This is a genomic window from Sphingomonas pruni NBRC 15498 (assembly GCF_001598455.1).
Lineage (GTDB): Bacteria > Pseudomonadota > Alphaproteobacteria > Sphingomonadales > Sphingomonadaceae > Sphingomonas > Sphingomonas pruni.
This window is the reverse complement of the sequence record NZ_BCYZ01000019.1, coordinates 38,631-65,214: the sequence shown is the minus strand read 5'-3', so window position 1 is coordinate 65,214 and position 26,584 is coordinate 38,631. Positions and strand designations below refer to the sequence as shown.

At 65.6% G+C, this 26,584-nt stretch carries 27 protein-coding genes and 1 tRNA gene; 14 read left to right on the top strand and 14 right to left on the bottom strand.

The window, feature by feature from the left end; translation table 11 throughout:
* Positions 1-169: 169 nt before the first annotated feature.
* Complete coding sequence (gene hslU, locus SPR01S_RS08010; protein WP_066587643.1) at positions 170-1,468, bottom strand: ATP-dependent protease ATPase subunit HslU; 1,299 nt, start codon at positions 1,466-1,468, stop codon at positions 170-172.
* A 151-nt stretch (positions 1,469-1,619) separates the two neighbouring features.
* Positions 1,620-2,171: an ATP-dependent protease subunit HslV gene (hslV, locus tag SPR01S_RS08005; RefSeq protein WP_066587662.1), complete on the bottom strand. Its 552-nt coding sequence runs from the start codon at positions 2,169-2,171 to the stop codon at positions 1,620-1,622.
* A 195-nt stretch (positions 2,172-2,366) separates the two neighbouring features.
* On the opposite strand from hslV, the gene SPR01S_RS08000 reads away from it, so the two are divergent.
* Positions 2,367-3,575: a Yip1 family protein gene (locus tag SPR01S_RS08000; protein WP_066587641.1), complete on the top strand. Its 1,209-nt coding sequence runs from the start codon at positions 2,367-2,369 to the stop codon at positions 3,573-3,575.
* 89 nt (positions 3,576-3,664) lie between these two features.
* Here the strand turns inward: SPR01S_RS08000 and SPR01S_RS07995 are convergent, their stop codons facing one another.
* The 3 genes from SPR01S_RS07995 to SPR01S_RS07985 all read right to left on the bottom strand — a co-directional run bounded on the left by SPR01S_RS07995 (position 3,665) and on the right by SPR01S_RS07985 (position 7,022).
* A complete protein-coding gene (locus tag SPR01S_RS07995) occupies positions 3,665-5,002 on the bottom strand; it encodes an Nramp family divalent metal transporter (RefSeq protein ID WP_084251032.1) in 1,338 nt (445 codons plus the stop codon).
* A gap of 52 nt (positions 5,003-5,054) precedes the next feature.
* Positions 5,055-5,927 (bottom strand): S-methyl-5'-thioadenosine phosphorylase, encoded by an 873-nt coding sequence (locus SPR01S_RS07990; protein WP_066587638.1) that lies wholly within the window; start codon positions 5,925-5,927, stop codon positions 5,055-5,057.
* A gap of 201 nt (positions 5,928-6,128) precedes the next feature.
* A complete protein-coding gene (locus tag SPR01S_RS07985; protein WP_157082054.1) occupies positions 6,129-7,022 on the bottom strand; it encodes a helix-turn-helix domain-containing protein in 894 nt (297 codons plus the stop codon).
* A 75-nt stretch (positions 7,023-7,097) separates the two neighbouring features.
* Between SPR01S_RS07985 and SPR01S_RS07980 the strand changes: the two genes are divergently transcribed.
* Positions 7,098-7,514: a DUF2147 domain-containing protein gene (locus tag SPR01S_RS07980; RefSeq protein ID WP_066587634.1), complete on the top strand. Its 417-nt coding sequence runs from the start codon at positions 7,098-7,100 to the stop codon at positions 7,512-7,514.
* A gap of 64 nt (positions 7,515-7,578) precedes the next feature.
* Here SPR01S_RS07980 and SPR01S_RS07975 read toward each other — a convergent pair whose 3' ends face one another.
* The 3 genes from SPR01S_RS07975 to SPR01S_RS07965 form a co-directional block, all read right to left on the bottom strand.
* Positions 7,579-8,058, bottom strand: coding sequence for a nuclear transport factor 2 family protein (locus tag SPR01S_RS07975; RefSeq protein WP_218016726.1), 480 nt, complete (start codon positions 8,056-8,058; stop codon positions 7,579-7,581).
* Positions 8,055-8,687: a pyridoxamine 5'-phosphate oxidase family protein gene (locus tag SPR01S_RS07970; protein ID WP_066587631.1), complete on the bottom strand. Its 633-nt coding sequence runs from the start codon at positions 8,685-8,687 to the stop codon at positions 8,055-8,057. The genes SPR01S_RS07975 and SPR01S_RS07970 overlap by 4 nt, the downstream gene beginning before the upstream one ends.
* 65 nt (positions 8,688-8,752) lie before the next feature.
* Positions 8,753-9,298, bottom strand: a complete 546-nt coding sequence (locus SPR01S_RS07965; RefSeq protein WP_066587628.1) for a carboxymuconolactone decarboxylase family protein — start codon at positions 9,296-9,298, stop codon at positions 8,753-8,755.
* A 116-nt stretch (positions 9,299-9,414) separates the two neighbouring features.
* On the opposite strand from SPR01S_RS07965, the gene SPR01S_RS07960 reads away from it, so the two are divergent.
* Entirely contained in the window at positions 9,415-10,332 is a 918-nt protein-coding gene (locus tag SPR01S_RS07960) for a LysR family transcriptional regulator (protein WP_066587626.1), read from the top strand.
* Here the strand turns inward: SPR01S_RS07960 and SPR01S_RS07955 are convergent.
* Positions 10,329-10,952 carry a DNA-3-methyladenine glycosylase family protein gene (locus tag SPR01S_RS07955; protein ID WP_066587623.1) on the bottom strand — a complete coding sequence of 208 codons (624 nt, stop codon included), beginning with the start codon at positions 10,950-10,952 and terminating at the stop codon, positions 10,329-10,331. The genes SPR01S_RS07960 and SPR01S_RS07955 overlap by 4 nt on opposite strands.
* A gap of 75 nt (positions 10,953-11,027) precedes the next feature.
* Here SPR01S_RS07955 and SPR01S_RS07950 point away from each other — a divergent pair, with 75 nt between their 5' ends.
* Complete coding sequence (locus SPR01S_RS07950) at positions 11,028-11,345, top strand: 2Fe-2S iron-sulfur cluster-binding protein (RefSeq protein ID WP_066587621.1); 318 nt, start codon at positions 11,028-11,030, stop codon at positions 11,343-11,345.
* A gap of 161 nt (positions 11,346-11,506) precedes the next feature.
* Here the strand turns inward: SPR01S_RS07950 and SPR01S_RS07945 are convergent, their stop codons facing one another.
* From SPR01S_RS07945 to SPR01S_RS07935, 3 genes are all read right to left on the bottom strand, one after another.
* The gene (locus SPR01S_RS07945) at positions 11,507-12,262 is read right to left on the bottom strand and encodes a hypothetical protein (RefSeq protein WP_084251031.1); all 756 of its coding nucleotides are present in this window, start codon (positions 12,260-12,262) and stop codon (positions 11,507-11,509) included.
* A gap of 14 nt (positions 12,263-12,276) precedes the next feature.
* Entirely contained in the window at positions 12,277-13,032 is a 756-nt protein-coding gene (gene rlmB, locus SPR01S_RS07940) for a 23S rRNA (guanosine(2251)-2'-O)-methyltransferase RlmB (RefSeq protein WP_066587617.1), read from the bottom strand.
* A gap of 183 nt (positions 13,033-13,215) precedes the next feature.
* Complete coding sequence (locus SPR01S_RS07935; RefSeq protein ID WP_066587608.1) at positions 13,216-14,817, bottom strand: M20/M25/M40 family metallo-hydrolase; 1,602 nt, start codon at positions 14,815-14,817, stop codon at positions 13,216-13,218.
* A 207-nt stretch (positions 14,818-15,024) separates the two neighbouring features.
* Between SPR01S_RS07935 and SPR01S_RS07930 the strand changes: the two genes are divergently transcribed.
* Positions 15,025-15,110: transfer RNA gene (locus tag SPR01S_RS07930), tRNA-Tyr, on the top strand.
* Between the two features lie 81 nt (positions 15,111-15,191).
* Here the strand turns inward: SPR01S_RS07930 and SPR01S_RS07925 are convergent.
* Both SPR01S_RS07925 and SPR01S_RS07920 read right to left on the bottom strand, forming a co-directional pair.
* Complete coding sequence (locus tag SPR01S_RS07925) at positions 15,192-15,395, bottom strand: YgaP family membrane protein (RefSeq protein ID WP_066587604.1); 204 nt, start codon at positions 15,393-15,395, stop codon at positions 15,192-15,194.
* Positions 15,396-15,406: 11 nt separating this feature from the next.
* Positions 15,407-16,687 (bottom strand): NAD(P)/FAD-dependent oxidoreductase, encoded by a 1,281-nt coding sequence (locus SPR01S_RS07920; RefSeq protein WP_157082052.1) that lies wholly within the window; start codon positions 16,685-16,687, stop codon positions 15,407-15,409.
* Positions 16,688-16,766: 79 nt separating this feature from the next.
* Here SPR01S_RS07920 and SPR01S_RS07915 point away from each other — a divergent pair, with 79 nt between their 5' ends.
* The 9 genes from SPR01S_RS07915 to SPR01S_RS07875 all read left to right on the top strand — a co-directional run bounded on the left by SPR01S_RS07915 (position 16,767) and on the right by SPR01S_RS07875 (position 26,575).
* On the top strand, positions 16,767-17,108 hold the full coding sequence (locus SPR01S_RS07915; protein ID WP_066587600.1) for a rhodanese-like domain-containing protein: 342 nt from the start codon (positions 16,767-16,769) through the stop codon (positions 17,106-17,108).
* Positions 17,109-17,120: 12 nt separating this feature from the next.
* On the top strand, positions 17,121-18,146 hold the full coding sequence (locus SPR01S_RS07910; RefSeq protein WP_066587598.1) for an efflux RND transporter periplasmic adaptor subunit: 1,026 nt from the start codon (positions 17,121-17,123) through the stop codon (positions 18,144-18,146).
* Positions 18,147-18,148: 2 nt separating this feature from the next.
* Positions 18,149-21,367: an efflux RND transporter permease subunit gene (locus tag SPR01S_RS07905; RefSeq protein WP_066587587.1), complete on the top strand. Its 3,219-nt coding sequence runs from the start codon at positions 18,149-18,151 to the stop codon at positions 21,365-21,367.
* Complete coding sequence (locus SPR01S_RS07900) at positions 21,364-21,693, top strand: ArsR/SmtB family transcription factor (RefSeq protein WP_066587582.1); 330 nt, start codon at positions 21,364-21,366, stop codon at positions 21,691-21,693. Before SPR01S_RS07905 ends, SPR01S_RS07900 begins: the two co-directional genes overlap by 4 nt.
* 61 nt (positions 21,694-21,754) lie before the next feature.
* Positions 21,755-22,609, top strand: a complete 855-nt coding sequence (locus SPR01S_RS07895; protein WP_066587581.1) for a universal stress protein — start codon at positions 21,755-21,757, stop codon at positions 22,607-22,609.
* Between the two features lie 95 nt (positions 22,610-22,704).
* Positions 22,705-23,505 (top strand): universal stress protein, encoded by an 801-nt coding sequence (locus SPR01S_RS07890; protein WP_066587577.1) that lies wholly within the window; start codon positions 22,705-22,707, stop codon positions 23,503-23,505.
* A 3-nt stretch (positions 23,506-23,508) separates the two neighbouring features.
* On the top strand, positions 23,509-23,850 hold the full coding sequence (locus tag SPR01S_RS07885) for a TraR/DksA family transcriptional regulator (RefSeq protein ID WP_066587575.1): 342 nt from the start codon (positions 23,509-23,511) through the stop codon (positions 23,848-23,850).
* A 198-nt stretch (positions 23,851-24,048) separates the two neighbouring features.
* A complete protein-coding gene (locus SPR01S_RS07880) occupies positions 24,049-25,128 on the top strand; it encodes an AI-2E family transporter (protein WP_084251033.1) in 1,080 nt (359 codons plus the stop codon).
* Entirely contained in the window at positions 25,118-26,575 is a 1,458-nt protein-coding gene (locus SPR01S_RS07875) for a CYTH and CHAD domain-containing protein (protein WP_066587572.1), read from the top strand. The genes SPR01S_RS07880 and SPR01S_RS07875 overlap by 11 nt, the downstream gene beginning before the upstream one ends.
* Positions 26,576-26,584: the final 9 nt, after the last annotated feature.

Here is a 26,584-nt window from a genome sequence, read left to right as displayed (position 1 = left end):
CCCCTGCGAGGGAGGGGCTGGGGGTGGGTTGAGCGGCGGGCGAGGCTCGATGCCTCGTCCGACGCTGTCTTGGTGTTGGGCTAGTGAGTCTTTTGGGCGCGCAGACGCGCGCACCCACCCCCGGCCCCTCCCTTTTCAGGGAGGGGAGCCGAAAGGGCGACGCCTGCGCTTACAGCACGAAGCGGCTGAGGTCGGTGTTGCGGGCGATCGAGGCGAGTTGCTTGTCGACATAGGCGGCGTCGATCGTCAGTGTGCTGCCCGACCGATCCTCGGCGTCGAAACTCACTTCTTCGATCAGCTTTTCCATCACCGTCTGCAGCCGGCGCGCGCCGATATTCTCGACCGCGGCGTTCACTTCCGCCGCGATCCTGGCCACGGCGCGAATGCCGTCGTCGGTAAAGTCGATCGTCACGCCTTCGGTCGCGATCAGCGCCTTATACTGTTCGGGCAGCGAGGCCTTGGTATCGTTGAGGATGGCGACGAAATCGTCCTCGGTCAGGCCCTTCAGCTCGACCCGGATCGGCAAGCGACCTTGAAGCTCGGGCAGCAGGTCCGACGGCTTGGCGACGTGGAACGCGCCCGACGCGATGAACAGGATGTGGTCGGTCTTCATCGGCCCGTATTTGGTCGCGACCGTCGTCCCCTCGATCAGCGGCAGCAGGTCGCGCTGGACGCCCTCGCGGCTGACCGATCCGCCGCGCACGTCGCTGACCGCGATCTTGTCGATTTCGTCGAGGAACACGATGCCGTTGGACTCGGCATCGGTCAGCGCGACCCGCGCCACGTCTTCCTGGTCGAGCCGCTTGTCCGCCTCTTCCTCGACCAATTTGTCCCAGGCCGAGGGCACGGTCAGCTTGCGGCGCTTCATCTGGCCCTGGCCGAATGCCTTGCCCATCATCTCGCCGAGATTGATCATGCCGACCTGGCCGCCGCCGGGAATCTCGAACGGCATCTGGGGAGCGGCCTCCAGTTCGATCTCGATTTCGGTCTCGTCCAAATGGCCGTCCTTGAAGCGCTGGCGAAACGCCTCGCGCGTCGCGGTCGAGCTGTCGCGCCCCGTGAGTGCGTCGAGCAGGCGATTCATCGCCGCCTCTTCGGCCTTGTCCTTGACCGCGACGCGGCGGCGCTCCTTCTCGAGCCGGATCGCTTCCTCGACCAGATCGCGCGCAATCTGTTCGACGTCGCGGCCGACATAGCCGACTTCGGTGAACTTGGTCGCCTCGACCTTGACGAAGGGCGCGTCGGCGAGCTTGGCCAGGCGGCGCGAAATCTCGGTCTTGCCGCACCCAGTCGGGCCGATCATCAGGATGTTCTTGGGCGTCACCTCGTCGCGCAGATCGGCCGAGAGGCGCTGCCGGCGCCAACGATTGCGCAGCGCGACGGCGACGGCCTTCTTGGCGTCGGTCTGCCCAATGATATGCGCGTCGAGTGCGGCGACGATCGCCTTGGGAGTCAGTGTGTCGTTCATCTCGTTCTCATTCCCCTCCCTGCAAGGGAGGGGTTAGGGGTGGGTTAGCGGCGACGGGGCTCGATGCCCCGGCGTCGCTTTATGGCGAGGACAGGAGCTCGCCTATGGCTCGCACCCACCCCCGGCCCCTCCCTTGCAGGGAGGGGAGTTTTCAATTCGCGCTGTCGAGGCTCTCCACGGTCACGCGGTCGTTGGTATAGACGCAGACCTCCGCGGCGATCTTCATCGCCTTGCGGCAGATCGTCTCGGCGTCTTCTTCATATTCGGCCAGGGCCCGGGCAGCAGCGAGGGCGTAATTGCCGCCCGACCCAATCGCGGCGATCCCCGCCTCCGGTTCGAGCACGTCGCCATTGCCGGTCAGGATCAAGGTCACATCCCTGTCGGCGACGATCATCATCGCTTCCAGGTTGCGCAGATATTTGTCGGTCCGCCAATCCTTGGCGAGGTCGACCGCGGCCCGCATCAATTGGCCGTTGGCGCGTTCGAGCTTGGCCTCGAGCCGCTCGAACAGGGTGAAGGCGTCGGCGGTCGCGCCGGCAAAGCCGGCGATCACGCTGCCGTCGCCCAACCGGCGCACTTTCTTGGCATTGGGTTTCATCACCGTCTGGCCGGCGGTCACCTGGCCGTCGCCGATGACGATCACCTTGCCGTTCTTGCGCACGGAGAGAATTGTCGTGCCGTGCCACGTCATCTTGTCGCTCATGCCCGCCATGTAGGCATCGGTTGCGCGGGCGCAACATCACCCTCCCCGTAGCGGGCGAAGAGTGGTACCTTGCGCAGGACACGCTGCCGCTACGGCAAGCGATGTCGGGTCGATCCAATAATTGCGCCGCCGAAGGCGGCAGAAGGTGACGGTAGCGACGCGTTTCGGCGCGGAAAAGAAAGGGGTTTCAACATCATGGCGAGCGAATTTCCCAAGGATATCGGACAGCCTCCGGTCGGGGGCGGCATGGTCGGGCGCATTCAGCGGCTGATATTGAAACCCAAGGACGAATGGCCCGCGATCGACGCCGAGCCGATGACGGTGCAGGGCATCCTGATGGGCTGGGTGGCGCCGCTCGCGGCAATCGGCCCGGTCGCTCGCCTGATCCAGGGCCAGATATTTCCGATGAGCGTGTTCGGCGTCACCTGGCGTCCGCCATTGCTCGGCGCGATCGTCACCGCAATCCTGACCTGGTTGCTGGCGATCGCCTCCACTTATGTCTGGGCGCTGGTCATCGACGCGCTCGCCCCGAGCTTCGGCGGTACCAAGAACCAGATTTCGGCGCTGAAGGCGGCGGCCTTCTCGGGCACGGCCGCGTGGATCTGCGGTATCTTCGGGATACTGCCCTTTCTCGGCATCCTCGCCATCCTGGGCCTGTACAGCATCTATCTGTTCTGGGTCGGCGGCCCCATCCTGATGAAAGTGCCGCAGGACAAGGCGCCCGGCTTCATCATCGTTTCGATCATCGTCGGCGCGGTTGCCATGATCGTCGCCGGCATGGTCGCGCTGGCGATCGGCGGCGCGATGTTCGCGATGACGCCGAACGCTTTCGGCCCGGCGGGCGGCGGCACGATCACCGTCGGCGGCACGACTCTCGATACCGGTAAGCTGACCGACAGCGCTGCCAAGCTCCAGGCAGCCACCAGCGCGATGGAAGCGTCGGTCAAGGGTGGGAACGGTGCGGTCAAGGCGGTCGATCCTGGCGCGCTGCAGAACCTGTTGCCGGCCTCGATCTCGGGCTGGAATCGGACCAGCGTCGAGAACCAGGGAGGCTCTGCCGCAGGCATCGGCGGCAGCAACGCTCGCGCCGAATTCCAGTCGGGCGACCAGAGCTTCAGCCTCTCGGTCACCGACACCGGCGCCCTCGGCAACATCGCAACCCTGGGCGGCGCGTTAGCCACGTCGTCCAACAAACAGACCGCGACCGGCTATGAAAAATCCGAGATGCAAGGCGGCAACATGGTCGAGGAGAAGTGGGACAATCAGTCGAAATCGGGCAGCTATTCGGTCCTCGTTGCCAGCCGCTTCGCCGTCGAGGCGAGCGGCTCGGCCCCCAGCATCGACACGCTGAAATCCGCGGTCGCCGCGGTCAATCTCGGCCAATTGCAGTCGATGGCCAAGTAAGCCTGGCGAGCAGCCCCGAGAGGCTGCACGTCTTTCTCGCCGGCGCCATGTTCAATAGGCTGCGAGGCAGGGATGAGGCTCCCTTCTGATCAGCCGGCGACTATCCCCACCAGCAGCTTCACATTCAACACAATGATCGCCACCGCGACCGCCCAAGCCGCCACTCGCAACGGCCAAGGACTGGCGAACTCGCCCATCAGCCGTCGGTCGCCGGTGAACATCACCAGCGGTACCACCGCGAACGGCAGTTGCAGGCTGAGCACAACCTGGCTCAGCACCAGCAGGCTGGTGGTGGATCCCTCGCCGGCAATGCCGATCACCAATGCCGCCGGCACGATCGCGAACAAGCGGGTGACAATGCGGCGCAGCCAGACCGGCAGGCGCAGGTCGAGGAACCCCTCCATCACGATCTGGCCCGCCAGCGTGCCGGTGATGGTCGAATTCTGCCCGGAGGCGAGCAGCGCCAGCGCGAACACGACGCTCGCCGCCCCCGCGCCCAGCATTGGCGACAACAGGCTGTGCGCCTGCTCGATATCGGCGACATCGGTACGGCCGGAGGTGTGGAATACCGACGCCGCCAGGATCAGGATCGCGGCATTGATCAGGAACGCGAGGCCGAGCGAGATGACCGTGTCGATCGTCGCCAGCCGGATCGCGCCGCGCTCGTCGCTCGCCGCGACCTTGCGCGTCTGCACCACCGACGAATGGAGATAGAGATTGTGTGGCATCACCGTCGCGCCCAGGATGCCGATCGCGATGTAAAGCATCGCCGGGTTGGTGACGATGTCCGGCCGCGGCACCAGCCCGCCGGCGACCGCACCCCAATCGGGCCGCGCCAGCCACAATTCATAGGCGAAGCATCCGGCGATCACGATCAGCAACGTGGCAATGAACGCCTCCAGCTTGCGGAACCCGAACCGCTGCAGCGAGAGCAACAACAGCACGTCGAACGCAGTGACCCCCACGCCGGCCAGCAACGGCAGCCCGAACAGCAATTTGAGCGCGACCGCGGTGCCGAGCACTTCGGCCAGGTCGCAAGCGATGATCGCCACCTCGCACAACAGCCACAGCATTATCGTGGTCTTGCGGCCGTATCGCGCGCGGCACGCCTGGGCGAGATCGAGTTTCGCCGCGATGCCGAGCCGCGCCGACAAGGTCTGGAGCAGGATCGCCATCAGGCTCGACAGCAGGACGACGGCGAGCAAAGTGTAGCCGAATGCCGATCCACCGGCGAGGTCGGTCGCCCAATTGCCCGGGTCCATATAACCGACCGCGACCAGATAGCCCGGGCCGACGAACGCGAAGAACCGCCGCCACGCGCCGGTCGCCGGCACCGCGATGCTGGCATGGCTTTCGGCAAGCGACGGCCGCCCCCGCGCGAAAGGCGCGGCGTCGTGGATGGCGTCGCTGTTCGGCGGTGGCGTCATTCAGTCCCCGTTCGCGTCCGCGCATTCAAAGTCGCACGGGCGTCGATCGTTCCTAGCGCCGCAATGCGCGCCCCGCCACCGCGTCGAGCTTCGCCAGCAACGCTGGGTCGCGTTTGGCCGGGTCGGTGATCAACGCGACGTCCAGGCACGTGTCGATCGGCGACGGCGTGCGTTCGCTGGGCAGTGCCTCGACGAATGCCTCGACCGTGCGGCGCGCGACTTCGCCATTCTTGTGCATCTGCGCGATCACTTCGGCGACCTCGACCGGCGCCTCGCTCTCGCGCCAGCAATCGTAATCGGTCACCATGCCGATCAGCGCATAAGGCAGCTCGGCTTCGCGTGCGAGCTTGGCCTCGGGCATCGCGGTCATGCCGATCACATCGGCACCCCAGTCGCGATAGAGCAGGCTTTCGGCGCGGGTCGAGAATTGCGGTCCCTCCATCGCGAGGTAGGTGGCGCCGGTCGCGACCTTGCCGCCCGCCGCCTCGACCGCCGCCGCAGCGAAGCCCGACAGCCGCTCGCACACCGGATCGGCCATGCTGACATGCGCGACCATGCCGGTGCCGAAGAAGCTAGACGCGCGATGCACAGTCCGGTCGATGAACTGCTCTACCACGACGAAATGCCCGGGCGGCAGATCCTCTTCGAGCGAGCCGATCGACGAGATCGCCAGCACGTCGGTAACGCCCGAGCGCTTGAGCGCGTCGATATTGGCGCGGAAATTGAGTTCGGAGGGCGGGATGGCATGTCCGCGACCGTGGCGCGGCAGGAAGACGAGGTTGATCTTGCCGATCCGCCCGAACAGCAACTCGTCCGACGGTGAGCCCCAGGGCGTATCGACGCGGCGCCATTCGGCATCTTCCAGCCCATCGATCGCATAGAGCCCCGATCCGCCGATGATCCCGATCGTCCAGCCGTCGCTCATAGGGTCTCCTGTAGGTGCGATTCGCCGCCTTCCCTTAAGGTTTGATCGGGGGGAATAGAACCGGGGGCGGCGTGGAGGAAATCCCCCTCCCGCTTGCGAGAGGGGTTAGGGGAGGGCGTGTCGGCTCTCCGTCGAAATAACAGGCCCTCCCCCCTGCCCCTCCCGCAAGCAGGAGGGGAGAAGAAGCATCTCGCCGCGACATCACTCGGGACGATGCAGCGCCTGAGCGGGAGCGCCGAGCATCGCGCGGCGGAGGCGTGTCGACGCCGCGTTTATCGGCCGCGGCAGGCGCAGGAAATCGCCGGGCGCCATTCCGAGGAATTCGTGGCTGTCGCGAATGAAATGCGATTGGTCGTGATAGCCGATATCGAGCACGTCGACCCAATTGGCGTTCGGCTGCTCCTCCAGCCGGGTCAGTGTCCGCAGGAACCGCGCCCGGCGCAGCAGCAGCTTCGGCCGAAACCCGAACGACGCGAGCGCGAGGCGCAGGAACCCACGCGGATGCATGCCCACCGCGGCGGCCGCTTCGTTGACACTGATCGGCGGGGCCTCGACGAGCAGGCGGTGCATTGCTTCGATACGCGCATCGTTGGGCCCTGCAGAGCTCAATCGGGAGAGAAAATAGTCGTTCATCGCCGCCGCCGCGGATGCCGCGTCGATAGCGCCGATCACGTCGCTCGCCAGCTTGTCCGCATCCGGTAGCACGTCGGCCAGCGCGACGATGCTGTCGGCGTGCGACGCCGCGTCGGCCCCGATCAAGCGCGTCCAGCCGAGCGGTGTCAGCCCCGCGCCGATCATCGTTCCGGCGCCCGACGCGCTCGCGCTCGATCGGCTGGTCGGGCCGAACAGCGCCACCTGCGGTACGGGATCGAACACGCGGTCGCCGATCGTGATCCGCCAATTCATTTCTGACGCATAGAACCGGACATTGGCCCAAGCGGGATAAAAGACGTCGTCGTGGACGTGGCCCGGCGGGTAGGAGAGAGTGTAGAAGTGATAGCCGGAAATAAACCGTCGCAGCTCGGGCACGGGCAGTATGAACTGGACCGCTATCTCGCTATTCGCCCGTCCGGCGACATCTGTGTTACGCGTCACTTGTACAGCCCCCCAGCCGCATATTAGGCTAGGGGACACGCGCCCGCTGCGCAATGATCTGGGATAGTCATAGCGATGATTCTTCGTCTTTTTATTGGACTCGCCGTCATGGCGGCGGCCGCTCCCCTGGCGGCTGCGGCACCTCCGATTGCCGGCCGCTGGCTGACCGCGGACGGCGGCGCCGTGGTCGCAATCGGCGATTGCGGCGGATCGATCTGCGGCCGCGTCGTCAAGGTGATCAAGGGTCCGCCGGCCGGCAAGCCCTGGGTCGATGCGCTCAATCCCGATCCCAAGCTCAAGACCCGCCCGCTGGTCGGCCTGCCGATCCTGACCGAGATGGCCGCGTCGGGTGATGGCTGGAAAGGCAAGATCTACGACCCCAAGAGCGGCAAGACGTACCGCGCGGTCGTCGGCCGCGACGGCGCCAATCTGAAGGTTCAGGGCTGTATCGCGATATTCTGTCAGACCATGATCTGGACACGCGCGGGATAGACGTTTGCCTCGGCCGCTCGGCGCCGAGTCCGATCGTTCAGTGTTGGCTCCGACGCGACGCAGGTCATCCCCCGACGCCAATCAGGCCCGGATAATCCTGAGGCCGCGGACCGGGACCGTCCCAGCGGAACCTGCGTTCGGATTCGGCGATCGCCACATCGTTCACCGACGCCTCGCGACGGCGCATCAGGCCGTTATCGGCAAACTCCCATTGCTCGTTTCCGTAGCAGCGATACCATTGCCCCTCGGTTCGGCATTCATACTGGAACCGTACCGCGATGCGGTTGGCGGTGAAGGCCCACAGATCCTTGACGAGCCGATATTCCTCCTCACGCGCCCATTTCCGCGTGAGCAGTTCGATGATCGCCTCTCGCCCGCGCAGAAAAACGTCGCGATTCCGCCATTCGCTGTCGATCGTATAGGCGAGCGCCACACGTTCCGGATCGCGGCTGTTCCAGGCATCCTCCGCCGCGCGCACCTTGAGCAAGGCGGTTTCGCGCGTGAAGGGCGGCAGGGGCGGCCGCGGAATTTCGAGTTCGGTCATGCGATACTATCCTTTCGGCTGAGCGCGGCGCGCAAATTGGCATTTTCCTGTTCGAGTTCGGCAAGGCGCGCCCTGAGCGGCGCCGACGCGGCGGCGATTTCGGCTTCGGTGAAGCGCGGCACTATATGCTGCGGACAATTCCAGTCGAATGCTTCGAGATGAAGCACAAAGGCGCGCTCGGGGACGGCGCGATATCCGGCAAGATCGAGCGCCGCCGCCAGCGCCGGATCGACGGCGAGGTCGCGCGCCTCGATATGGGCAAAAAGCTTCAGCCTGCGCCGGCGCGGATAATCCATCAGGAAGACGGCGACGCGGTCGTCCGCGGCAACGTTGCCGAGCGTGATATATTGGCGATTGCCGCGGAAATCGGCGAAGGCGAGCGTCGTCTCATCGAGGACCTTGAGGAAGCCCGGCGGACCGCCGCGATGCTGGACATAGGGCCAGCCGCTTTCCGACACGCTGGCGAGGTAAAAGCTGTCGCGCTGGGCGATGAATTCGGCTTCCGCCGCACCGAAGCGATTGGCGGGGCGATGGCCGCCCACATTGTCGTACAGCCCGGCACTGCCATTCGCGGCCTGCGCGGCAAGCACCGATGGTGTCGTTGCGATGGTAAGGAAGGCATTGCCCATGTGCCGACTCCGGGTGCGAGGGGGTGCCGTCGGCGGGCGGGGGGGAACCCGCCGACGGCGGGGCGTCAGGCGGCTTGCGCGGCCCGGACGACGGGGAAATCGATGTCCGTTTCGGCGACATTGTTGACGTAATTGGTCAAAACGTTGAGCGCGACCGACACGACGATCTCGATCACCTGCGCGTCGCTGAACCCGGCGAGGCGCACCGCGGCGAGATCCGCGTCGCTCACCCGGCCGCGGGTGTCGAGCACCTTGCGCGCGAAGACGAGCGCGGCGTCGGCCTTGGCGTCGCCAGAATGGCCGTTGCGATTGAGCGCGATTTCGGTGTCGTCGATCTTGGCGAGGTTGAGCCCGAGATAGGTGTGTGCCGACAGGCAATAGTCGCAGCCGTTCGCCTGCGCGACGGCCAGCGAGATCCGCTCGCGGGTCTTGGCATCGAGCGTGCGGCCCAGCGCGCCGTTGAGGCCGATATAGCCCTCAAGCGCCGCCGGGCTGAGGCCGACGAGGCGGAAGAGATTGGGAACCACGCCGAGCTGCTTTTCGACGGCGTCGAACAGCGACTGCGACGTAGCGGGAGCGTCTTCACGGGCGGGGATGGCGATACGGGACACGGGGTCTTCTCCTTGTCAGGCGGCGGCATGCGGCCTGCCCATTGGAGATGCCACCTTGCCGCATTCGTGATAATCGGCCGAATGCACACTTCACTCATGCGGATATCGGGATAATCATGGACCGGCTGGAGATCTTGCGCACCTTTGTCGCCGTCGCCGACCAGGCGAGCTTTGCGGAAGCCGCGCGGCGCCTACGCGTCTCGCCGACCGCCGCCAGCCGCGCGGTGGCGGCACTCGAGCAGTCGCTCGGCCGACCGTTGCTGCGCCGGACGACGCGTTCGGTGCGCCTGACCGACGAGGGCGCCGTCTATCTGGAGCGATGCCGATCGGCGCTGGTCGAACTCGACGACGCGGAGCTTGCGTTGCGCGGCGACGGTGCGACGCCAGGCGGCAAGCTGGTGATCGCGGCGCCCGTCACCTTCGGGCGGCTCCACGTATTGCCGATCGCGATAGGATTGCTGCGCGCTTATCCCGCCCTCGACGTCGAACTCACGCTGGTCGATCGCATCGTCCGGCTGGTCGATGAAGGGGTCGATGTGGCGGTGCGGATCGGCGATCTATCGGACAGTTCGCTCCACGCACTGAAAGTCGCCGAAGTCCGGCGCATGCTCGTCGCCAGTCCGGACTATCTCGCGGCGCATGGCATACCCGCCAACGTACCGGCGCTGCACGGTCATTCGCTGATTTCGTTCACCGAAATCGATCGCGCGCATGAATGGCGCTTCGGGCCGACCGGCAAGACCGCGATCCGCATCGAACCGCGCCTGACCTTGAATACCGCCGACGCCGCGATCGTGGCGGCAGAGGCCGGCGCGGGGATAGCCCGGGTCCTGTCCTATCAGGCGATCGACGCGATCGCCTCGGGCCGCCTCGTGCCGGTCCTGGACGCATTGTCGCCGCCGCCGATCCCCGTCCACCTGGTCTATCAAGGCACCCGCCGAACCTCGGTCAACCATCGCGCCTTCATCGACGCCGCCCGCGCACGTTTTGCAGGCTTGGACCTCGCCGGCCGTGAACAAGCCGCTCGGCGCTAGATCACTTCCATGTCGACCTTGTAATGATGCCACGCCAGGATCGCGGCCGCGCCGCGATGCGGGCGCCAGGCTTCCGCCAGGTTGCGCATCAATTTTTCGGCCGGGCGCTCGTCATGCCCCAGGATGCGCCCGATTTCGATCTGCACCGCCAGGTCGCCTGCCGGCCAGATGTCGGGGCGCCCTTCGGCGAACAGCAGATAGATTTCCGCCGACCAGCGGCCGATCCCCTTGATCCCGACCAGCTGCGCGATCGCTTCCTCGTCATCCACCGGCAGTTGCGCGAAATCGAGCCGCCCGCTGGTCACCTCATCAGCCAGGCTGCGCGCATAGCTGACCTTTTGCCGCGACAGGCCGGCGGCGCGGAGCTGCTCGTCGCTTGCGGCGGCGATCGTGCCGGGATCGGTCAGGTCGCCGACTTGCGTCTCCAGCTTGTTCCAGATCGACTGCGCCGCCGCCACCGACACCTGCTGGCCGATGATCGTCCGCAGCAAGGTGGCATAGCCGCGGTCGCGCACGCGCGGTGGCGGATAGCCCGCGCGCTGCAGCGCGACCCCGAAGCCGGGTTCGATCGCGGCGAGCGCATCGAGCGCGGCGTTCAACGACGTGGCAGTCTGAACCATGGCAAACCTTCTACGAAACCTTGATCGATGCGTCCGGGCGCGGCATGGCCGCTGGCAACCGGACGGAGGAAAGACATGCCCAAGCTTATCGTCGTGACACGCGACGGGAAAGAACAGGAAATTACTGGCGAAGCTGGCCTGTCGGTGATGGAAGTGATTCGCGACGCCGGGATCGACGAGATCCTGGCGCTGTGCGGCGGCTGCTGCAGCTGCGCCACCTGCCACGTCCATGTCGACCCGGAATTTGCGGCCAAACTGAAACCGATGAGCGAGGACGAAAACGACCTGCTCGATTCCTCGGCCGATCGCGACGAGAACAGCCGCCTGTCGTGCCAGATTGAGTTCGGGGATAACCTCGACGGGCTGAAGGTACGGATCGCCGAAGAGGATTGAGGCGGGCGCATAGCTCCCACGTCCAGTTCGTCATGCCGGGCTCGTCCCGGCATCCAACGAGCCTCGCGGTGAAGAGCTAGAGCTTCTAGCCCTCAGCCTGCTTCCCGTTGGACCCCGGCACAAGGCCGGGCTGACGTGGCAGATAATTACACTGTCAGCCCTTACTTCGCAGCTCCCGCGAACCGCACCACCGCCATCGGCGCAGTGTTCGATAGCGGGGTTGCCTTCCACGTCACGGTCTTGCGGCCGTTCACGACTTTCACCCCGTCCTCGTTATTCTGGCTGACGATCTCGGCATCGGTGTCGAGGATGAAGGTCCCGTCCAGCTTGGCCGACGCCTTGCTCGCGTCCGGCCCCATGCCGCCTGAAGAATCCTTCGAATCGTTGGCGAAGCCGGGAGCCTTGACGCGCGCAGTGCCGTTGGCGCGGATTTCGACCGCGACGAACGGGATGATGATTCCGGCATCGAGATTGTACGGGAAGAGATAGGTGTGATCGAGCTTCCCGCTGATCTGATAGTCGATCAGGAACTTGCCGTCGCCGACATAGTCGACCTTGCGGAAGCCCGCCTCCTTGGACAGCGTGGCAGCCATTTCGCGGTTCTTGGCGTCGGCTTCCGCCTTGGCCTTGGCCGCGTCCTTGGCGCTGTCCTTGTCCTTCGTCTGATCCTTGTCGAAGCCGATATTCTGCAGCGAGACGCCGTCCGTTTTCTTGGTGTCGTCATCGCCGCCAGACGGCATGTCCTTCATCGCCTCGTTGAGGTCGAAGGCATAGACTTCACCCTGATAGCTATAAGTGAAGGTGCGGTCGGCGTTGATCGTCAGTGTCGAGGTGAACTTGCCGGGCGCGAGCAGGCAGCCAACCAGCATAAGGGGCGCGACGAGCACCAGCGCGAGACGCGTAATCCGTGCCGTCATTCCCCATCCCCCCTTCAGTCGCGCGCGGCCACCGCGTACAGCGCGATCGCCGCGGCATTGGATACGTTCAGGCTTTCGATCCTAGGCGATATCGGCAGGCGCGCAAGCTGATCGCAATGCTGCATCGTGTTGTGCCGCATCCCCTCGCCTTCGGCCCCCAGCACCAGCGCGATCCGCGCGGCGCCGCCGATCACGTTGCCCAGCGTTTCGCTCGCTTCTCCGGCCAGGCCGACGCGCCAGAACCCGGCTTCGGCGATCTCGTCCAGCGCACGCGACAGATTCACCACGCGAACCCAGGGCACGATCTCGAGCGCGCCAGATGCGGTGCGCGCGACCGCGCCCGATTCGGGCGGAGAATGGCGGTCCTGGGTGACGATGCCGAGCGCGTCGAAGGCGGCGGCCGAGCGCAGGATCGCGCCGACATTGTGCGGATCGGTAACCTGGTCGAGCACCACGAGCGGGCGGCGGTCATCCTCGCCCTGCCCTTGCTCGAGCAGGTCGCCGAGCCAGATGTCCTCGAGCGGCTCGACCTCGATCACCAGCCCCTGGTGCGGCGCGTCGCCCGGCACCAGCCGGCCGAGATCGGCGGCGTCGGCATAGGTGATCGGAATCACTGGCGGGATATCGAGCCCGGCCAGCGCCTCGCGCGTCGCCCACATCTTCCTGACCGTCCGCTCGGGATTAGCGAGCGCGGCCAGCACAGCATGACGGCCCCAGAAACGGGGCCGCGACGCGGGCGCTTGGGAAGGGCGATGGCCTCTGCGCGCCATGGCTAAATCCTCCCCATCGCAGATGGGGAGGGGGACCGTCGCACAGCGACGGTGGAGGGGCGGCGCGCGTCAGCGCGACGAAAAGCGCTCGTCCTCGCCGCTAGCGCGGCTGCGGCCCCTCCACCATTTGCTCGCGCAAATGGTCCCCCTCCCCAAGCGAGCTTGGGGAGGATTTTGCTCAGATTACTCATCGGCATAGGCAAAAGGATCGCTCTTGGACGGCTGCGTCGGCAGCGGCGGACGCGGTAGCGCGTCGCCATTGGCCGCATTCCACAGGAACGCCGCCAGCACAACCGCAGCCTGGCGCATATCGTCGCCCTTCAGGTGATCATAGGTATCGATCGAGGTGTGGTGGATGCGGCTGCCATAATCGAGCGGATCCTGGATGAACTGGAAGCCCGGCAGGCCGACCGCCTGCATGAAGACATGGTCGGTACCGCCGGTCTTGCGGATCACCACCGACGACGCGCCCATCGAATTGAACGGCTCCAGCCATTGTTTGAAGATCGGCACCACCGCCGGATTGTTCTCGGCATAGATGCCGCGCAATTTGCCCGACCCGTTGTCGATATTGAAATACGCCGCCATTTTCGACCAATCGGCCTTGGTCGCGATCGGCCAGCGATTGGCCCAGCCCTGATAGCGCGCGAGGCCGGTCAGCTTGGGGTCGTTCGGGTTGCCGCGCGTCGCGAAATGGTTTTCGACATAGGCCAGGCTGCCCAGCAGCCCCTGCTCCTCGCCCGCCCAAAGCGCGAAGCGGATCGTCCGCTTGGGCTTGGCCTTCAAGGTCGACAGGATGCGCGCGGCTTCCATGATCATCGCGCTGCCCGCGCCGTTATCGGCGGCGCCGTCGCCCGCCACCCAGGAATCGAGATGCGCGCCGGCCATCACATAGCTGCCGTCCTTGGCACTGCCGGGGATGTCGGCGATGATGTCGTAGGCATTGACGTCGCTGTCGTCGAAGCGGACGTCGTTGTTGATCGACACGGTCGGATTTGCGCCGACGATCGAGAGGCGGACCAAGCGGCGATAATCCTCCGCCGCGATCTCTACCCCCGGGGTCTTCACCGTATCGCCGGCGCCGAACAGATAGCCTTCGCCATGAACGAGCTTGCCGTCGAGCCGCGACTTGGTGGCATAAGCGACCGCGCCTTCCTCCTGCAGGAAAGCATCGAGCTTCTTGGCGAATTCGAGCCGCTTCATGCCGCGTTCGGCCGCGGCCGGATCGTATTTGGGCTGGACGAACTGATCGAGCTTGGCGAGGTCTTCGGCGGTGTAGCGCTTGAACGGCGCGTCGCCCGGCTCCGAGCCGTCATCGGGCTTGGTGACCAGGACGATCTTGCCCTTCAGCCTACCCTTCCACTTGGCGAAGTCCGCGGGGGTCGCCATCGGCGCGACGATCACTTCGCCCGACACCGTTCCGTTGGTGGCCGGCGTCCAGGCGATCGGGATCGCAGTCAGCTGGATCGGACGCGGGCTGGTCATCCGCACCGACGAATTCTCGATCCACCAGCCACGGCCGAATTCGAACCCTTCCTTATGGACGTTGGTCAGCCCCCATTCGCTGAACTTGGACGAGGTCCATGCTTCCGCCTTGCGCATATTGGGCGAATTGGTCAGCCGCGGCCCGATCTGGTCGGCGAGATATTCGGCGGTGGTCATCACCTGAGAGCGGTTGAAGCCTTCGTCCATGATCCGGTTGACCATCGACAGGTCGTTGGAATGCAGCGACGCGGGAATGGCGACGGCGGCGGCCGCGGCAAAGGCGACGATCATCTTGCGCATGAACGATTATGCTCCCCGGGGATTGTTATACCGCGCACGCTATTGTTGCCGGGTCACCCGCGCAAGGGTGTGCCACGTATATCGTACGCCCGGTTTGCACAGCGCCGAAAACGTGCGGCCACCGCGTTGACATGGGCGCGCGGCTTGGGCATGGGGCGCCCTCGCTTTTCGAAGCGACCGCCCTTCCCGCGAAGGGCGAAGACCTGGGGACAGGTGGCCGAGTGGTTAAAGGCAGCAGACTGTAAATCTGCCCGTGCAAGCGTACGCTGGTTCGAATCCAGCCCTGTCCACCATTTCAAGAAGCCGCGCACATCCACGAGCGTCGCGGAAAATCCGAGTTTCTTAAAAATGGTGCCGTCGGACGGCTGACGCAATCAGCGGAACGCCTGACCCGAACGCAAACCGAGCGCGCGGAAGATCATCGCGGCCGGACAGAATCCCGTGAAGCTCGCCTGGACCATGTTGGCGCCGGCGAAGATCGCCAGCGCGATCCACCAGACGTTGACGGTCAGGCTGAGCACGGTGCCCAACAGGACGACGAAGCCGGCAAAAGCCATCACGGCACGATCGATATTCATGGCAATCCTCCTCAGTCGAAGCGCAGTTTCTTGACCCCGAGTACATGCAGAGCGAGCTTTTCGTAGAAGGGTTCGCTTTCGCCCTTGCGGATCTTGCGCAGGAAGTATTTTTCGAACCCGACCTTGGCCAGGTGGACCCATTTGCCTTCGGCCGCCCAATTGGTGTTGCGCGGCGGGATCTGGGGCTTGGCGATGAACGCCACGCCGCCATCGCCGAAATCGGCGAGGCAGATCGCATTCCAGCTCGCCTCGTGGGTTGGCTCCTTCCCGTCGAGAATCTCGCCGAGATTTTCCACGATCGCCGTCACCATGCTCTCGATCATGAAGCCGGTCTTGGGCACGCCGACCGGCAGCGGCGTCGGCCCGACCGGCGGAATCGCGATGCACACGCCGAGCGCGAAGATGTTCTGAAAGGCCTGATTGCGCTGATGCTTGTCGACCAGGATGAACCCGCGCGGGTTGCTCAGTCCCTCGATACCGCGCACCGCCTCGACGCCACGAAAAGCCGGCAACAGCATGGCGAAGCCGAACGGCACGTCGTGGGTGCGCTTGGTCTTCCCGTCATCGTCGACTTCCTCGACATGCATAACCTCGGCATCGACGCCGGTCACCTTGGCATTGGTGATCCACTTGATGTGGCGGTCGCGCATCTCGCTTTCGAGCAGGCCCTTGGTATCCCCCACCCCGTCGAGCCCGAGATGGCCGATATAGGGTTCGGGCGTCACGAAGGTCATCGGCACCCGGTCGCGCACGCCGCGGCGCTTGAGCTCGGTATCGAGGATCATCGCGAATTCGTAGGCGGGCCCATAACATGAGGCACCCTGCGCCGCGCCGACGACGATCGGCCGCGGGTTGGCGCACAATTCCTCGAAGCGCCGATGCGTCTCCGCGGCATGATGCGTCTGGCAGATCGAGAGCGTATGTCCCTGCGGACCAAATCCCGGGATCTCGTCGAACGCCAGATCGGGGCCGGTGGCGATGACCAGATAGTCATAGGCGATCGTCGACCCGTCGCCGAGCTCGAGCCGATTCTCGCCGGGCAGAAGGCGCGTTGCGCCGGCGGCGGTGAAGCCGATGCCGTGGCGTTCCATCACCGGCGGCAAATGCACCCGGATCGCCTCCGGCTCGCGCCAGCCGACCGCTACCCATGGGTTCGACGGCACGAACCAATAATCCTCGGAGTTGCCGACCAGCACGATCTCGGCGCGGTCCCTCAGCTTCGCGCGCAACTCATAGGCGGCGATCGTGCCGCCCAGCCCCGCTCCCAGAACAACGATTTTCGGTACCGCCACCTCGGCCTCCTCGTAATATATTGCAATAACCTAATATACGTTATATCTAATATTCGCAACTGCTGATTGGAGATGTTTCATGTTTGGTTTGGGTAATCGCTCGCGCATCAATGAACTCGAGCCGCGGGCGTTGAAGGCGATGCTCGACGCGGGGACTGCCCTGGTGGTCGACGTGCGCGAGCCAGCTGAATTCGCGACCGGCCACATCGTAGGCGCGGTCAATATGCCGCTGTCGCGGTTTGATCCCACTTCGTTACCGTCTGCCGATGGCAAGGTCCTGATCCTCAATTGCGCCGGCGGCCGGCGATCGGCCACCGCGCTCGGACAGTGCGCCGCGGCACGCGTGGCGGTCGATACGCATCTTTGCGGAGGGATCGCGGCCTGGAAGGCGGCTAATCTGCCGCTCGTGACCGGAGCCTGAGAGGATCAACGCGTGACCACCCTGTCCTTCAGAACCGCCGTCGCCGCAGCGGCGCTGGCATCGCTTTCCGCCTGCGGCGGGGGGGATCGCGCCACGCCGGTCGAAACGCGCTCGACGGCGAGCGGCCCGCGGCTTCATCTGCAATTGGCTGCGACCACGGACTGGAAGGACGTCGGCGGGGAAATCACGACGACCGATCGCGCCGATGCGCGGGCGCGGATCGCCGGCGTGCTGGAGACGCTGCTCGTCCGCAAGGGGGATATGGTAACGAAAGGCCAGCCGATCGGCCGAGTCGTCGACAACCAGCTCGGCTATCAGGCCGCCGCTTATGGCGCCCAGGCCGCGGCGGCCGAAGCGCAATTGCGGCAGGCCCAGGCCGACCTTCAACGCGTCGACTATCTGTATCGGCGCGGCGTCTATGCGAAAGCGCGACTCGACCAATCCCAAGCAGCGGTCGGCACGGCATCCGCACAGGTTCGCGCCGCGCGCTCGCAGCAATCGGCGGTGGGTGCCGTCGCGGGCCAGGGTCTCGTCCTGGCGCCATCGAGCGGCCGAGTGCTGGTCGCCGACGTGCCCGCCGGATCGGCGGTCACTCCCGGCATGTCGATCGCCACCGTTACGTCCGGCCCGCTCGTCGTTCGGCTCGATCTTCCCGAGTCGCTCGGCGGACGCGTCCGTCCCGGGACATTGGTGACGGTATCCGGAGTCGCCGACGGACATGGCCTGAGCGGCACGGTCAACAAGATCTATCCCGCGATCGAGGCCGGCCAGGTCCGAGTCGACGTCGCGGTACCTGGGCTCGACGGTACGCTGATCGGACGCCGCGTCACCGCGCATGTCGGGATCGGAGAGCGTCAAGCCCTTATCGTTCCGGCAGCCTTCGTCACGACGCGCTTTGGAATCGACTATGTCGTGATGGTCGCAGCCGACGGGCAACAATCGACCGTGCCGGTCCAGACGCGGCCGGCGGACGGCGGCAAGGTCGAGATCCTGTCGGGCGCCGGCGCCGGCGACACGCTGGTTGGTCCGGGTCGCTGACGGTGGTGCTGGGCATTTCCGGACGGATCACGCGGGCGACGATCAATTCGCCGCTGACCCCCCTCTTCCTGCTGACGGCGATCCTGGTCGGGCTGATCGCGACGATGACGATCGCTCGGGAGGAAGAACCGCAGATCAGCGTGCCGATGGTCGATATCCAGGTCGCGGCGCCGGGCCTGTCGGCGGGAGACGCCGTCGAACTCGTGGCCAAGCCGCTTGAGACGATCGTCAAGAGCGTCAATGGCGTCGAGCACGTCTACACCCAAGCCGAGAATAACGGCGTGCTGGTGACCGCGCGTTTCCTAGTCGGCTCCAATCCCGAAGATGCCGCGATCCGGATCAACGAACGGCTCAACGCCAATATCGACCGTATTCCCGTCGGCATACCGGCGCCCAAGGTCACGGTACGCGGGATCAACGATGTGCCCATCGTCGTCCTGACCTTGACGCCGAAGGCGAATGCCCCGGGCCGATGGACCGACCAGTCGCTGCGCGACCTGGCCGGCCGGTTGCAGACCGAAGTCGCCAAGGTCGACGATGTCGGCCTGTCCTTCATTATCGGCGGCCAGCAGCAACGAATCCGCGTCGTTCCGGATCCGGCCAAGCTCGCGGCGCGACGGGTCGCACTGGGCGCGGTGGTCGAGGCCGCAGCGCAGGCCAACCGGGCCTTCCCCGCCGGATCGGTTCGCGAGCGTGGCGGCGCGGCGGACGTCGTGGCAGGGCGGATGCTGGCGAGCGCGGCGGATGTCGGACTGCTGACCGTGCGGTCGGTCAGCGGGGAGCCGGTCTATCTGCGCGATGTCGCGACGGTGACCGAGAGCCCGGGCCAGGACCAGGCGCGCGCGTGGCGCTGGGCGAAGCAGGACGGCGCGTGGTCGCAGGCGCCCGCCGTCAGCCTGGCCATCGCCAAGCGCCCCGGCGCCAATGCCGTCACGGTGTCCGATGCCATCGTGCGTCGCGTCGCCTCGCTGAGCGGCAGCCTGATCCCCGACAGCGTGACCGTTGCCGTCACGCGCAATTACGGAGAGACCGCCAACGAGAAAGCGAACGAGTTGCTGTTCCATCTCGGCCTCGCGACCGTGTCGATCGTTCTGTTGATCGGGTTCGCGATCGGGTGGCGCGAAGCCGGGGTGACGGCGATCGTCATCCCGACGACCATCCTGCTGACCATGTTCGCCTCCAAGATCATGGGCTTCACGATCAATCGGGTGAGCCTGTTCGCGCTGATCTTCTCGATCGGCATCCTGGTCGACGACGCGATCGTGATGATCGAGAATATCGCCCGGCACTGGGCGATGGGCGACGGGCGCAGCCGCATCGACGCCGCGATCGATGCGGTCGCCGAGGTCGGCAACCCGACCATCGTCGCCACGACCACTGTCGTCGCCGCCTTGCTGCCGATGCTGTTCGTCTCCGGGCTGATGGGGCCGTACATGGCGCCGATCCCGGTCAACGCGTCCGCGGCGATGATCTTTTCGTTCTTCGTCGCCGTGATCATCGCGCCGTGGCTGATGATCCGCTTCGCGCGCAAGTCGCTTGGCGGCCAGGAGCATCATGACGCCCATGGCGGCAAGCTCGGCGCGCTCTATGCGCGAGTCGCCTCCCGCGTGATCGCGACGCGGCGGTCGGCCGGCATATTCCTGGCTGCGGTCGGCGTGGCGACTTTGGTCGCCTGTTCGATGTTCTACTTCAAGGCAGTCACCGTGAAGCTGTTGCCGTTCGATAACAAATCGGAGGTCCAGCTCGTCGTCGACATGCCCGAGGGCACCAGCCTGGAAAACACCGCGCGGGTGATCGACCAGGCGGCGGCGGTCGCCCGCGCGGTGCCCGAGGTCACGTCGATGGAAGCCTATGTCGGCACCTCGGCGCCGTTCAATTTCAACGGGCTCGTCCGCCATTATTTCCTGCGCAACCGACCGGAAATGGGCGACCTGATGGTGACGCTCGAGCCTAAGGGCGACCGCTCTCGGTCGAGCCATGCCATCGCGGTCGATCTGCGCAACCGCCTGAAGGCGATCGCCCTGCCCGCCGACGGTTCGATCAAGGTGGTCGAGACACCGCCGGGACCGCCAGTGCTCGCGACGTTGCTCGCCGAGATATACGGCCCCGACGAAGCCACTCGCCGGGCCACGGCGACGACGGTCGAGCGGCTGTTCAAGGGCGTTCCCTATATCGTCGACGTCGACAACAGCTTCGGCACGCCGCGCCCGCAACTCCGCCTGATCCCCGATCGCGCCAAGCTCGATTATTACGGGCTGTCGGAACGCCAGGTGTTCGACAGCATCGCCGCGCTGCTCGGCGATCAGGTCGTCGGCTATGCGCCGCGCGGCAACCAGCGCGACCCGCTGCCGATCGAAGTGTCGCTCGACCAGGCCCAGCGCAATTGGTCGTCGACCCTGGCGGCCACGCCGATCGCCGCCACGCAAGGGCCGAATGGGCCAGTGCCGATCCCGCTCGGCGAAGTGGTGACAGCGTCGATGACCACCGGTGATACGCAATTGTTCCGGCGCGACGGCCGCGCCGCCGACATGGTGACCGCCGAACTCGCCGGCCGCTACGAAGCCCCGATCTACGGCATGCTCGCGGTCGATGACGCGATCGAGCATTTCGACTGGAAAAGCGCCGGGCTGACCAAGCCGGAAATCCGCCTCAACGGACAGCCGGAGGACGAAACCCGGCCGGCCTTGCTGTGGGACGGCGAGTGGGAAATCACCTGGGTGACGTTCCGCGACATGGGTGCGGCGTTCATGGTGGCCTTGCTCGGCATTTACGTGCTCGTGGTCGGGCAATTCCGCAGCTTCAGGTTGCCGCTGGTGATCCTCACCCCGATCCCGCTGACCCTGGTCGGCATCGTCACCGGGCACATGCTGTTCGGCGCGCCGTTCACCGCCACGTCGATGATCGGGTTCATCGCGCTTGCCGGGATCATCGTGCGCAACTCGATCCTGCTGGTCGATTTCGTGCGCCATGCCCGGCGCGCGGACAAATCGCTGCGCGACACGTTGCTCGAGGCGGGCATGATACGCTTCAAGCCGATCGTGCTGACCGCGGCGGCGGCGATGATCGGCGCGGCGGTGATCCTGACCGATCCGATCTTCCAGGGCCTGGCGATCTCCCTATTGTTCGGGCTGGCCTCGTCGACCCTGCTGACCGTCCTCGTCATCCCGGCGATCTACATCGTCTTGCGCGACGACGGCCGACCCCTCACCTTGGCGCCATGAAACACACCGATCCGATCGACGACTTGCGCGCAAATGCCGACCGCATGGCGGCCATCCTGCGCCTGCTCGCCAATCGCGAGCGGCTGATCATGCTCTGCCGCCTGTCGGCGGGAGAAGCATCGGTCAACGAACTGGTCGAGCTGACCGGCCTCGCCCAATCGGCGGTCTCGCAGCATCTCGGCGTGCTGCGCGATGGCGGCGCGGTCGCGGTGCGGGCGGATGCGCAGACGCGCTATTACCGCATTGCCGACGATATGGTCCGGTCGATCTTCGACGCCTTGTGCGAGGCGTGTGGCGAGCAATCCCCGGCCGGAACCACGCCCTAAGTACACTTCCCGATGGCGCGCCATGCCTCCCGGGCGAAAAGATGCCCCGAGGAGAATCGCCGTGCATCAACTCGTGGTCGCCAGCGATCTGGCGCTCGACCCGGACGTCGCGCTCGAGCGGGGATGCGAAATCGCCGCCGCGAATTGCGCCGACCTGCACGTGCTGAGGCTGCGCGATCGCCTTCGCCGCGGCACCCCGCGTCGCCCCTCCCCCCAGATCCTGGCCGAAGAAGTCGGCCGACGCTTCCCCTGCATCGGATCGCTGTCGTTCAGCGAACCGATGCCGGCCCAGGCTGCGGAGATCGTGAAGAAGGCGGAAATGCTCGGCGCCGAATTGATCGTGATGCGCAATGCGATCGACCCCAATCAAATCAACGACCGTCCGTTCGACTTGATCGTCGACGTCGCGCGGCAGGCATCGATTCCGGTACTGGCCGTGCAGGCGGAGTCCACAGGACCGTATAAGCGGCTCCTTGCCCTACTCGACGAGGAGGAGGATGCGCGGCATGTCCTCGACCTTGCGCTGCAAATCAAATCCGCCAGCGAAGTGTACGCGGTACATGCCTGTTCGAAACGAACGACGGCGCAGGGCCTGGCGGTCGCGCTGGAAGCGCTGAAACGGGTGATCGCGACGGCTCTCGCCGCGCGTCCCGACGTCGCGATTCCGGTCGTCCCAGTAGTTCGGCCCGGTGATTTGGCTTCGGTGCTGATCGAGCAATGGTCAGCGCTTCATCCGGACCTGATCGTTGCCTCCACTCATCGGCACCGAGGTTTCGAAGCAATTTTCCGGCGCAGTCATGTGGCCTATTTGCTCGAAATCATGCCGTTCGACCTGTTGGTGACGAACCTGGAAGCGGCGGACCGCGTCGCGCCGACCATTCCTGTTGCCGATCATCAGCACCGGACACCCGCCTGAGCGTGACGACGTCGGCCCGGGAGTCCGTAAATCCACCAATAGCATGCCCTTCGCGTCGGCGATTACGCTCCGACCAAGCAAATCGGAGGCACGTCATGAAGACCCTTTTGGTACTTGCGCATGAAGACGCCGGACAAGAAGCCCGGCTGCAAGTTGCGTTGGATTTGGCGCGGCGGCTCGAAGCGCATCTGACCTGTCTCGATGTCGTCGTACTGCCGCCGGCCTATGTCGACGATTCGGTCGGCAGCACGATCAGCGCCACGATCGTCGAGAGCGAAATCGAGGTGGAAGCCGCCAATCGGGTGAAGGTCGAAGCGCGGCTCGCTCACGAGGACGTGTCGTGGGATTGGCAGGAACGCACTGGCGACCTGGTGGGAAGCTTATGCAGCGCCGCGCAGTTCGCCGATCTCGTCATCGTCAACCGGCAACTCGAGGATCCGGTCACTCCTATGCACAGTGTCGCGGGCGGCCTGATCACGGGGGCAGGCAAACCGATTCTGGCTGTGCCGCAGGATGTGCGGAAATTCGACGATCGCTGTGCGGTCATCGCATGGGATGGGTCGATGGCGGCGACTTCGGCGCTCCGTAATTCCATTCCGCTCCTCAAACTCATGGAGCGAGTATTTCTGGTGGAAGTCGAGACCGACCGAGCCGATGGCTGGGCGGAGGACGCGGCGCGCTATTTGTCGCGCCACGAAGTCCATGCGCGTGTCGAGCGTGTCCCGCCCCTGCCCTCGGGCATCGCGCGCACCGTGATCGCCGAGGCCGGTCGTCATGGCGCGGGCCTGATCGTCGCTGGCGGCTATGGCCATTCGCGACTGCGCGAGGCGGTGTTCGGCGGGGTAACCCGCGAGTTGCTCTCGCATTCGCCCTACCCGCTTTTTCTATCGCACTGAGGTATGATGCTAAACAAGACAGAGGCTCGCAGCCGTCTCACAGAGCGGCTTTCCGTGCTGACGGCGCAGGTGAGCCGCATTGAAGACGAGCTCGGCCAACCACTCGACGACGACTTCGCCGAACAGGCGATCGACCGAGAGGATGACGAGGCGTTGGACTCCTTGGAGAACTCCGCACTCACAGAAATCGAGTCGATCAGAGCGGCGATCGCCCGGCTGGACTCAGGCGGCTACGGAATCTGCACTAGCTGTGGCGAGCCCATCGCCGCCGAGAGGTTAAACGCGCTGCCAGCAGCTGAAGAGTGCATCGGTTGTGCGACCGCGGGGAATGTCGCTAAACGGTGAAAATGGCTGGAGCGAGAGAGCATCTTGCACATGCATGCCTGCGATCGCGCACCGCGCTGTCGACACGCTCTTCATCAAACTGGCCTGAGCGACGGCGATTGGCGATAGACCCCCGCCGGTTCCACCGCGCGGGAGGTTTCGCCTTCGACCGATGCGCGCACCGGCAGTCGTCCCGTGCGTGACGGCAGGCGCCTCAGCATGACGCCGTCGCGCGTCTTCCTGCTGTCGCTCGTTACGGGCGCAACGGTCGCATTCGTGTGGCTGGTCGCCCCCTTCTCTGGCGCGATCCTCTGGGCAGTGATCGCGGCCATCCTGTTCGAGCCGCTCAACGCGCGGCTCCTCGCCGCGATGCCGCGGCGGCGCAATGGCGCGGCGCTGGTGACGTTGATCATCATCACCGTCGTCGTCGTCGTGCCCGCGATGTTGCTCGGCGCCGCATTGCTGCATGAGGCGAGCGTCTTCTACGACCGGGTGCGGAGCGGTGGAATCGATTTCGGCCGGCTCTTTGTCGAAATGCAGGCGCACCTGCCGGATTGGGCCCGAAGCTGGCTCGCCGATATCGGCCTGGGCGATGTCGGCGGGCTGCGCGCCAAGATCAGCCAGGGCTTTGCCAACAGCTTCCAGGCGGTGGCGTCGCGCGTGCTGAGCATCGGCCAGGGCGCGTTCGGCTTCTTCCTTTCCCTCGGCGTGATGCTCTACCTGACCTTCTTCCTGCTGCGCGACGGGCACGCTTTGGCGGCACGGATCGAGCGCAGCATTCCGCTGCCCGCCGAGCAGCGCACCATCCTGATCGCCAAGTTCGTGCAGGTGATCCGCGCGACCACCAAGGGCAGCCTGATCGTCGCCCTGTTGCAAGGCCTGGTCGGCGGCTTCACTTTCTGGCTGCTGGGATTGCCCGGCGCGCTCCTCTGGGGGGTGGCGATGGGGGTGTTTTCGCTCTTCCCGGCGATCGGCACCGGGCTGGTCTGGGTGCCAATGACCATCTACCTGCTAGCCACGGGCGCGATCTGGCAGGGCAGCATCCTTTTCCTGTGCGGGTTCTTCATCATCAGCAGCGTCGACAATGTCGTCCGCCCGATTCTGGTCGGCCGCGATGCGCGGATGCCCGACTATGTCGTCCTGGTCGCGACGCTGGGCGGGTTCGAACTGATGGGGTTCAACGGTTTCGTGATCGGACCCGTCATCGCAGCTTTGTTCATGGTGACGTGGGATCTCTTCGGCAATTCGGAGGGCCGGGCGCCCGCGACCGAACCGGAAGGGCAAGGCGATGCCGGATGAGGTCGAGCTCAAGCTCGCGCTGCGGCCGCGCGACGCCATTATCCTGACCGACGCGGATCTGCTTGGCGGCCAGCCGCGCAAAGCACGGCAAAGGTCGCTCTATTTCGACACCGCCGATCATTCGCTCTTAAAGGCCGGGCTCTCGCTGCGGATCCGTCACGCCGTTCGCAAGCGGACCCAGACGGTCAAGGCCCGTGGCGGCAGTTCGGCCGGCCTGTTCGCCCGGCCCGAATGGGAATGCGCGGTGCCGGACGATATGCCGGTCATCGACCATACCACGCCGATCCGGGCGCTGCTCGGCGAGCGGGCCGACGCGCTGGCCCCGGTCTTCGAAGTCCGGGTCGAACGCCGCACATGGGACATCCAAACGAACGGCGCCCTTATCGAGATGGTTCTCGACCGCGGCGCGGTGGTGGCCGGCGATCGCCGATCCTCGATCTGCGAGATCGAGCTGGAGTTGAAGAGTGGCGATGTCGCCGCATTGTTCGCCTTCGCGCGCAAGCTCGATGCCGCCGCGCCCCTCCGGCTAGGCGTCCTGACCAAGGCCGAACGCGGCTATGGCCTGGTCGATCCGGCGGTCCCGGCATTCAGGGCCGACGCGATCGACTTGCATCGCGACACGACGGCCGGGCAGGCATTGCAGCACATCGTCCAGGCATGCCTGCGTCAGTTCCGACTGAACGAAGACCTGCTCCTGATCGGACAGACGCCGGAGGCGCTGCATCAGGCGCGCGTCGCGTTGCGCCGGCTGCGGTCGGCGCTGTCGATCTTCAAGGTCCTGATCGCCGACGAGGCCAGCGCGGAGCTGCGCGAGACGTTGCGCTGGCTTGCCAATGCGCTCGGCCCGGCGCGAAGCATCGACGTCCTGGTCTCGCGCGCGCCGCCCGGTGCGCTGCGCGATCGGCTCGAGGCGGCACGGCACGATGCCTATGCTCAGGTCAAAGCAATCCTTGTATCCGCCCAGGCACGCGGGTTGATGCTCGACCTGGCGCAATGGAGCGCGAGCGGCGAATGGCTCGGTGCAGTCGAAACCGCGGAGTTTCGCGACCAGCGCGCAAGCATATTCGCCCGCACCGCGCTCGACCGCCTGCGCCGCAAGGTCAAGCGGGGCGGCGAAGGTCTCGTCGACCTCGACGATCAAGCACGACACGAGCTCCGCAAGGACGCCAAGAAACTGCGCTATGCGGCCGAGTTCTTCGCCGCCCAGTTCGATCGCAAGCGGCAGCGCCGCCGCTACAAAAGATTCATCGCGGCATTGGAGGCGCTGCAGGAGGCATTGGGGGGGCTCAACGACCTAGTGACGGCGCCCCCGGTCCTGAACGGGCTCGGCATCGCCAATTCGCCCAACACGCTGGCCGTGCTCTTCCCGGGCAGCCGCAAGAAGCTGCTCGAAGCGGCCGGCGAAGCCCATGCTGCCCTGGTCGATGCCGGCCGGTTCTGGCGCTGAGTCGAACGC

Bases quoted from the DNA above. Each gene is read 5' to 3' on its own strand.
- SPR01S_RS07955 (WP_066587623.1), bottom strand. From the start codon at position 10,952: ATGGTTCAGACTGCCACGTCGTTGAACGCCGCGCTCGATGCGCTCGCC.
- SPR01S_RS07890 (WP_066587577.1), top strand. From the start codon at position 22,705: ATGAAGACCCTTTTGGTACTTGCGCATGAAGACGCCGGACAAGAAGCC.
- SPR01S_RS07885 (WP_066587575.1), top strand. From the start codon at position 23,509: ATGATGCTAAACAAGACAGAGGCTCGCAGCCGTCTCACAGAGCGGCTT.
- SPR01S_RS08000 (WP_066587641.1), top strand. From the start codon at position 2,367: ATGGCGAGCGAATTTCCCAAGGATATCGGACAGCCTCCGGTCGGGGGC.
- SPR01S_RS07970 (WP_066587631.1), bottom strand. From the start codon at position 8,687: ATGGGCAATGCCTTCCTTACCATCGCAACGACACCATCGGTGCTTGCC.
- SPR01S_RS07945 (WP_084251031.1), bottom strand. From the start codon at position 12,262: ATGACGGCACGGATTACGCGTCTCGCGCTGGTGCTCGTCGCGCCCCTT.
- hslU (WP_066587643.1), bottom strand. From the start codon at position 1,468: ATGAACGACACACTGACTCCCAAGGCGATCGTCGCCGCACTCGACGCG.
- SPR01S_RS07980 (WP_066587634.1), top strand. From the start codon at position 7,098: ATGATTCTTCGTCTTTTTATTGGACTCGCCGTCATGGCGGCGGCCGCT.
- SPR01S_RS07935 (WP_066587608.1), bottom strand. From the start codon at position 14,817: ATGCGCAAGATGATCGTCGCCTTTGCCGCGGCCGCCGCCGTCGCCATT.
- SPR01S_RS07875 (WP_066587572.1), top strand. From the start codon at position 25,118: ATGCCGGATGAGGTCGAGCTCAAGCTCGCGCTGCGGCCGCGCGACGCC.
- SPR01S_RS07990 (WP_066587638.1), bottom strand. From the start codon at position 5,927: ATGAGCGACGGCTGGACGATCGGGATCATCGGCGGATCGGGGCTCTAT.
- SPR01S_RS07960 (WP_066587626.1), top strand. From the start codon at position 9,415: ATGGACCGGCTGGAGATCTTGCGCACCTTTGTCGCCGTCGCCGACCAG.
- SPR01S_RS07975 (WP_218016726.1), bottom strand. From the start codon at position 8,058: ATGACCGAACTCGAAATTCCGCGGCCGCCCCTGCCGCCCTTCACGCGC.
- SPR01S_RS07995 (WP_084251032.1), bottom strand. From the start codon at position 5,002: ATGACGCCACCGCCGAACAGCGACGCCATCCACGACGCCGCGCCTTTC.
- SPR01S_RS07915 (WP_066587600.1), top strand. From the start codon at position 16,767: ATGTTTGGTTTGGGTAATCGCTCGCGCATCAATGAACTCGAGCCGCGG.
- SPR01S_RS07925 (WP_066587604.1), bottom strand. From the start codon at position 15,395: ATGAATATCGATCGTGCCGTGATGGCTTTTGCCGGCTTCGTCGTCCTG.
- hslV (WP_066587662.1), bottom strand. From the start codon at position 2,171: ATGAGCGACAAGATGACGTGGCACGGCACGACAATTCTCTCCGTGCGC.
- rlmB (WP_066587617.1), bottom strand. From the start codon at position 13,032: ATGGCGCGCAGAGGCCATCGCCCTTCCCAAGCGCCCGCGTCGCGGCCC.
- SPR01S_RS07900 (WP_066587582.1), top strand. From the start codon at position 21,364: ATGAAACACACCGATCCGATCGACGACTTGCGCGCAAATGCCGACCGC.
- SPR01S_RS07950 (WP_066587621.1), top strand. From the start codon at position 11,028: ATGCCCAAGCTTATCGTCGTGACACGCGACGGGAAAGAACAGGAAATT.
- SPR01S_RS07880 (WP_084251033.1), top strand. From the start codon at position 24,049: ATGACGCCGTCGCGCGTCTTCCTGCTGTCGCTCGTTACGGGCGCAACG.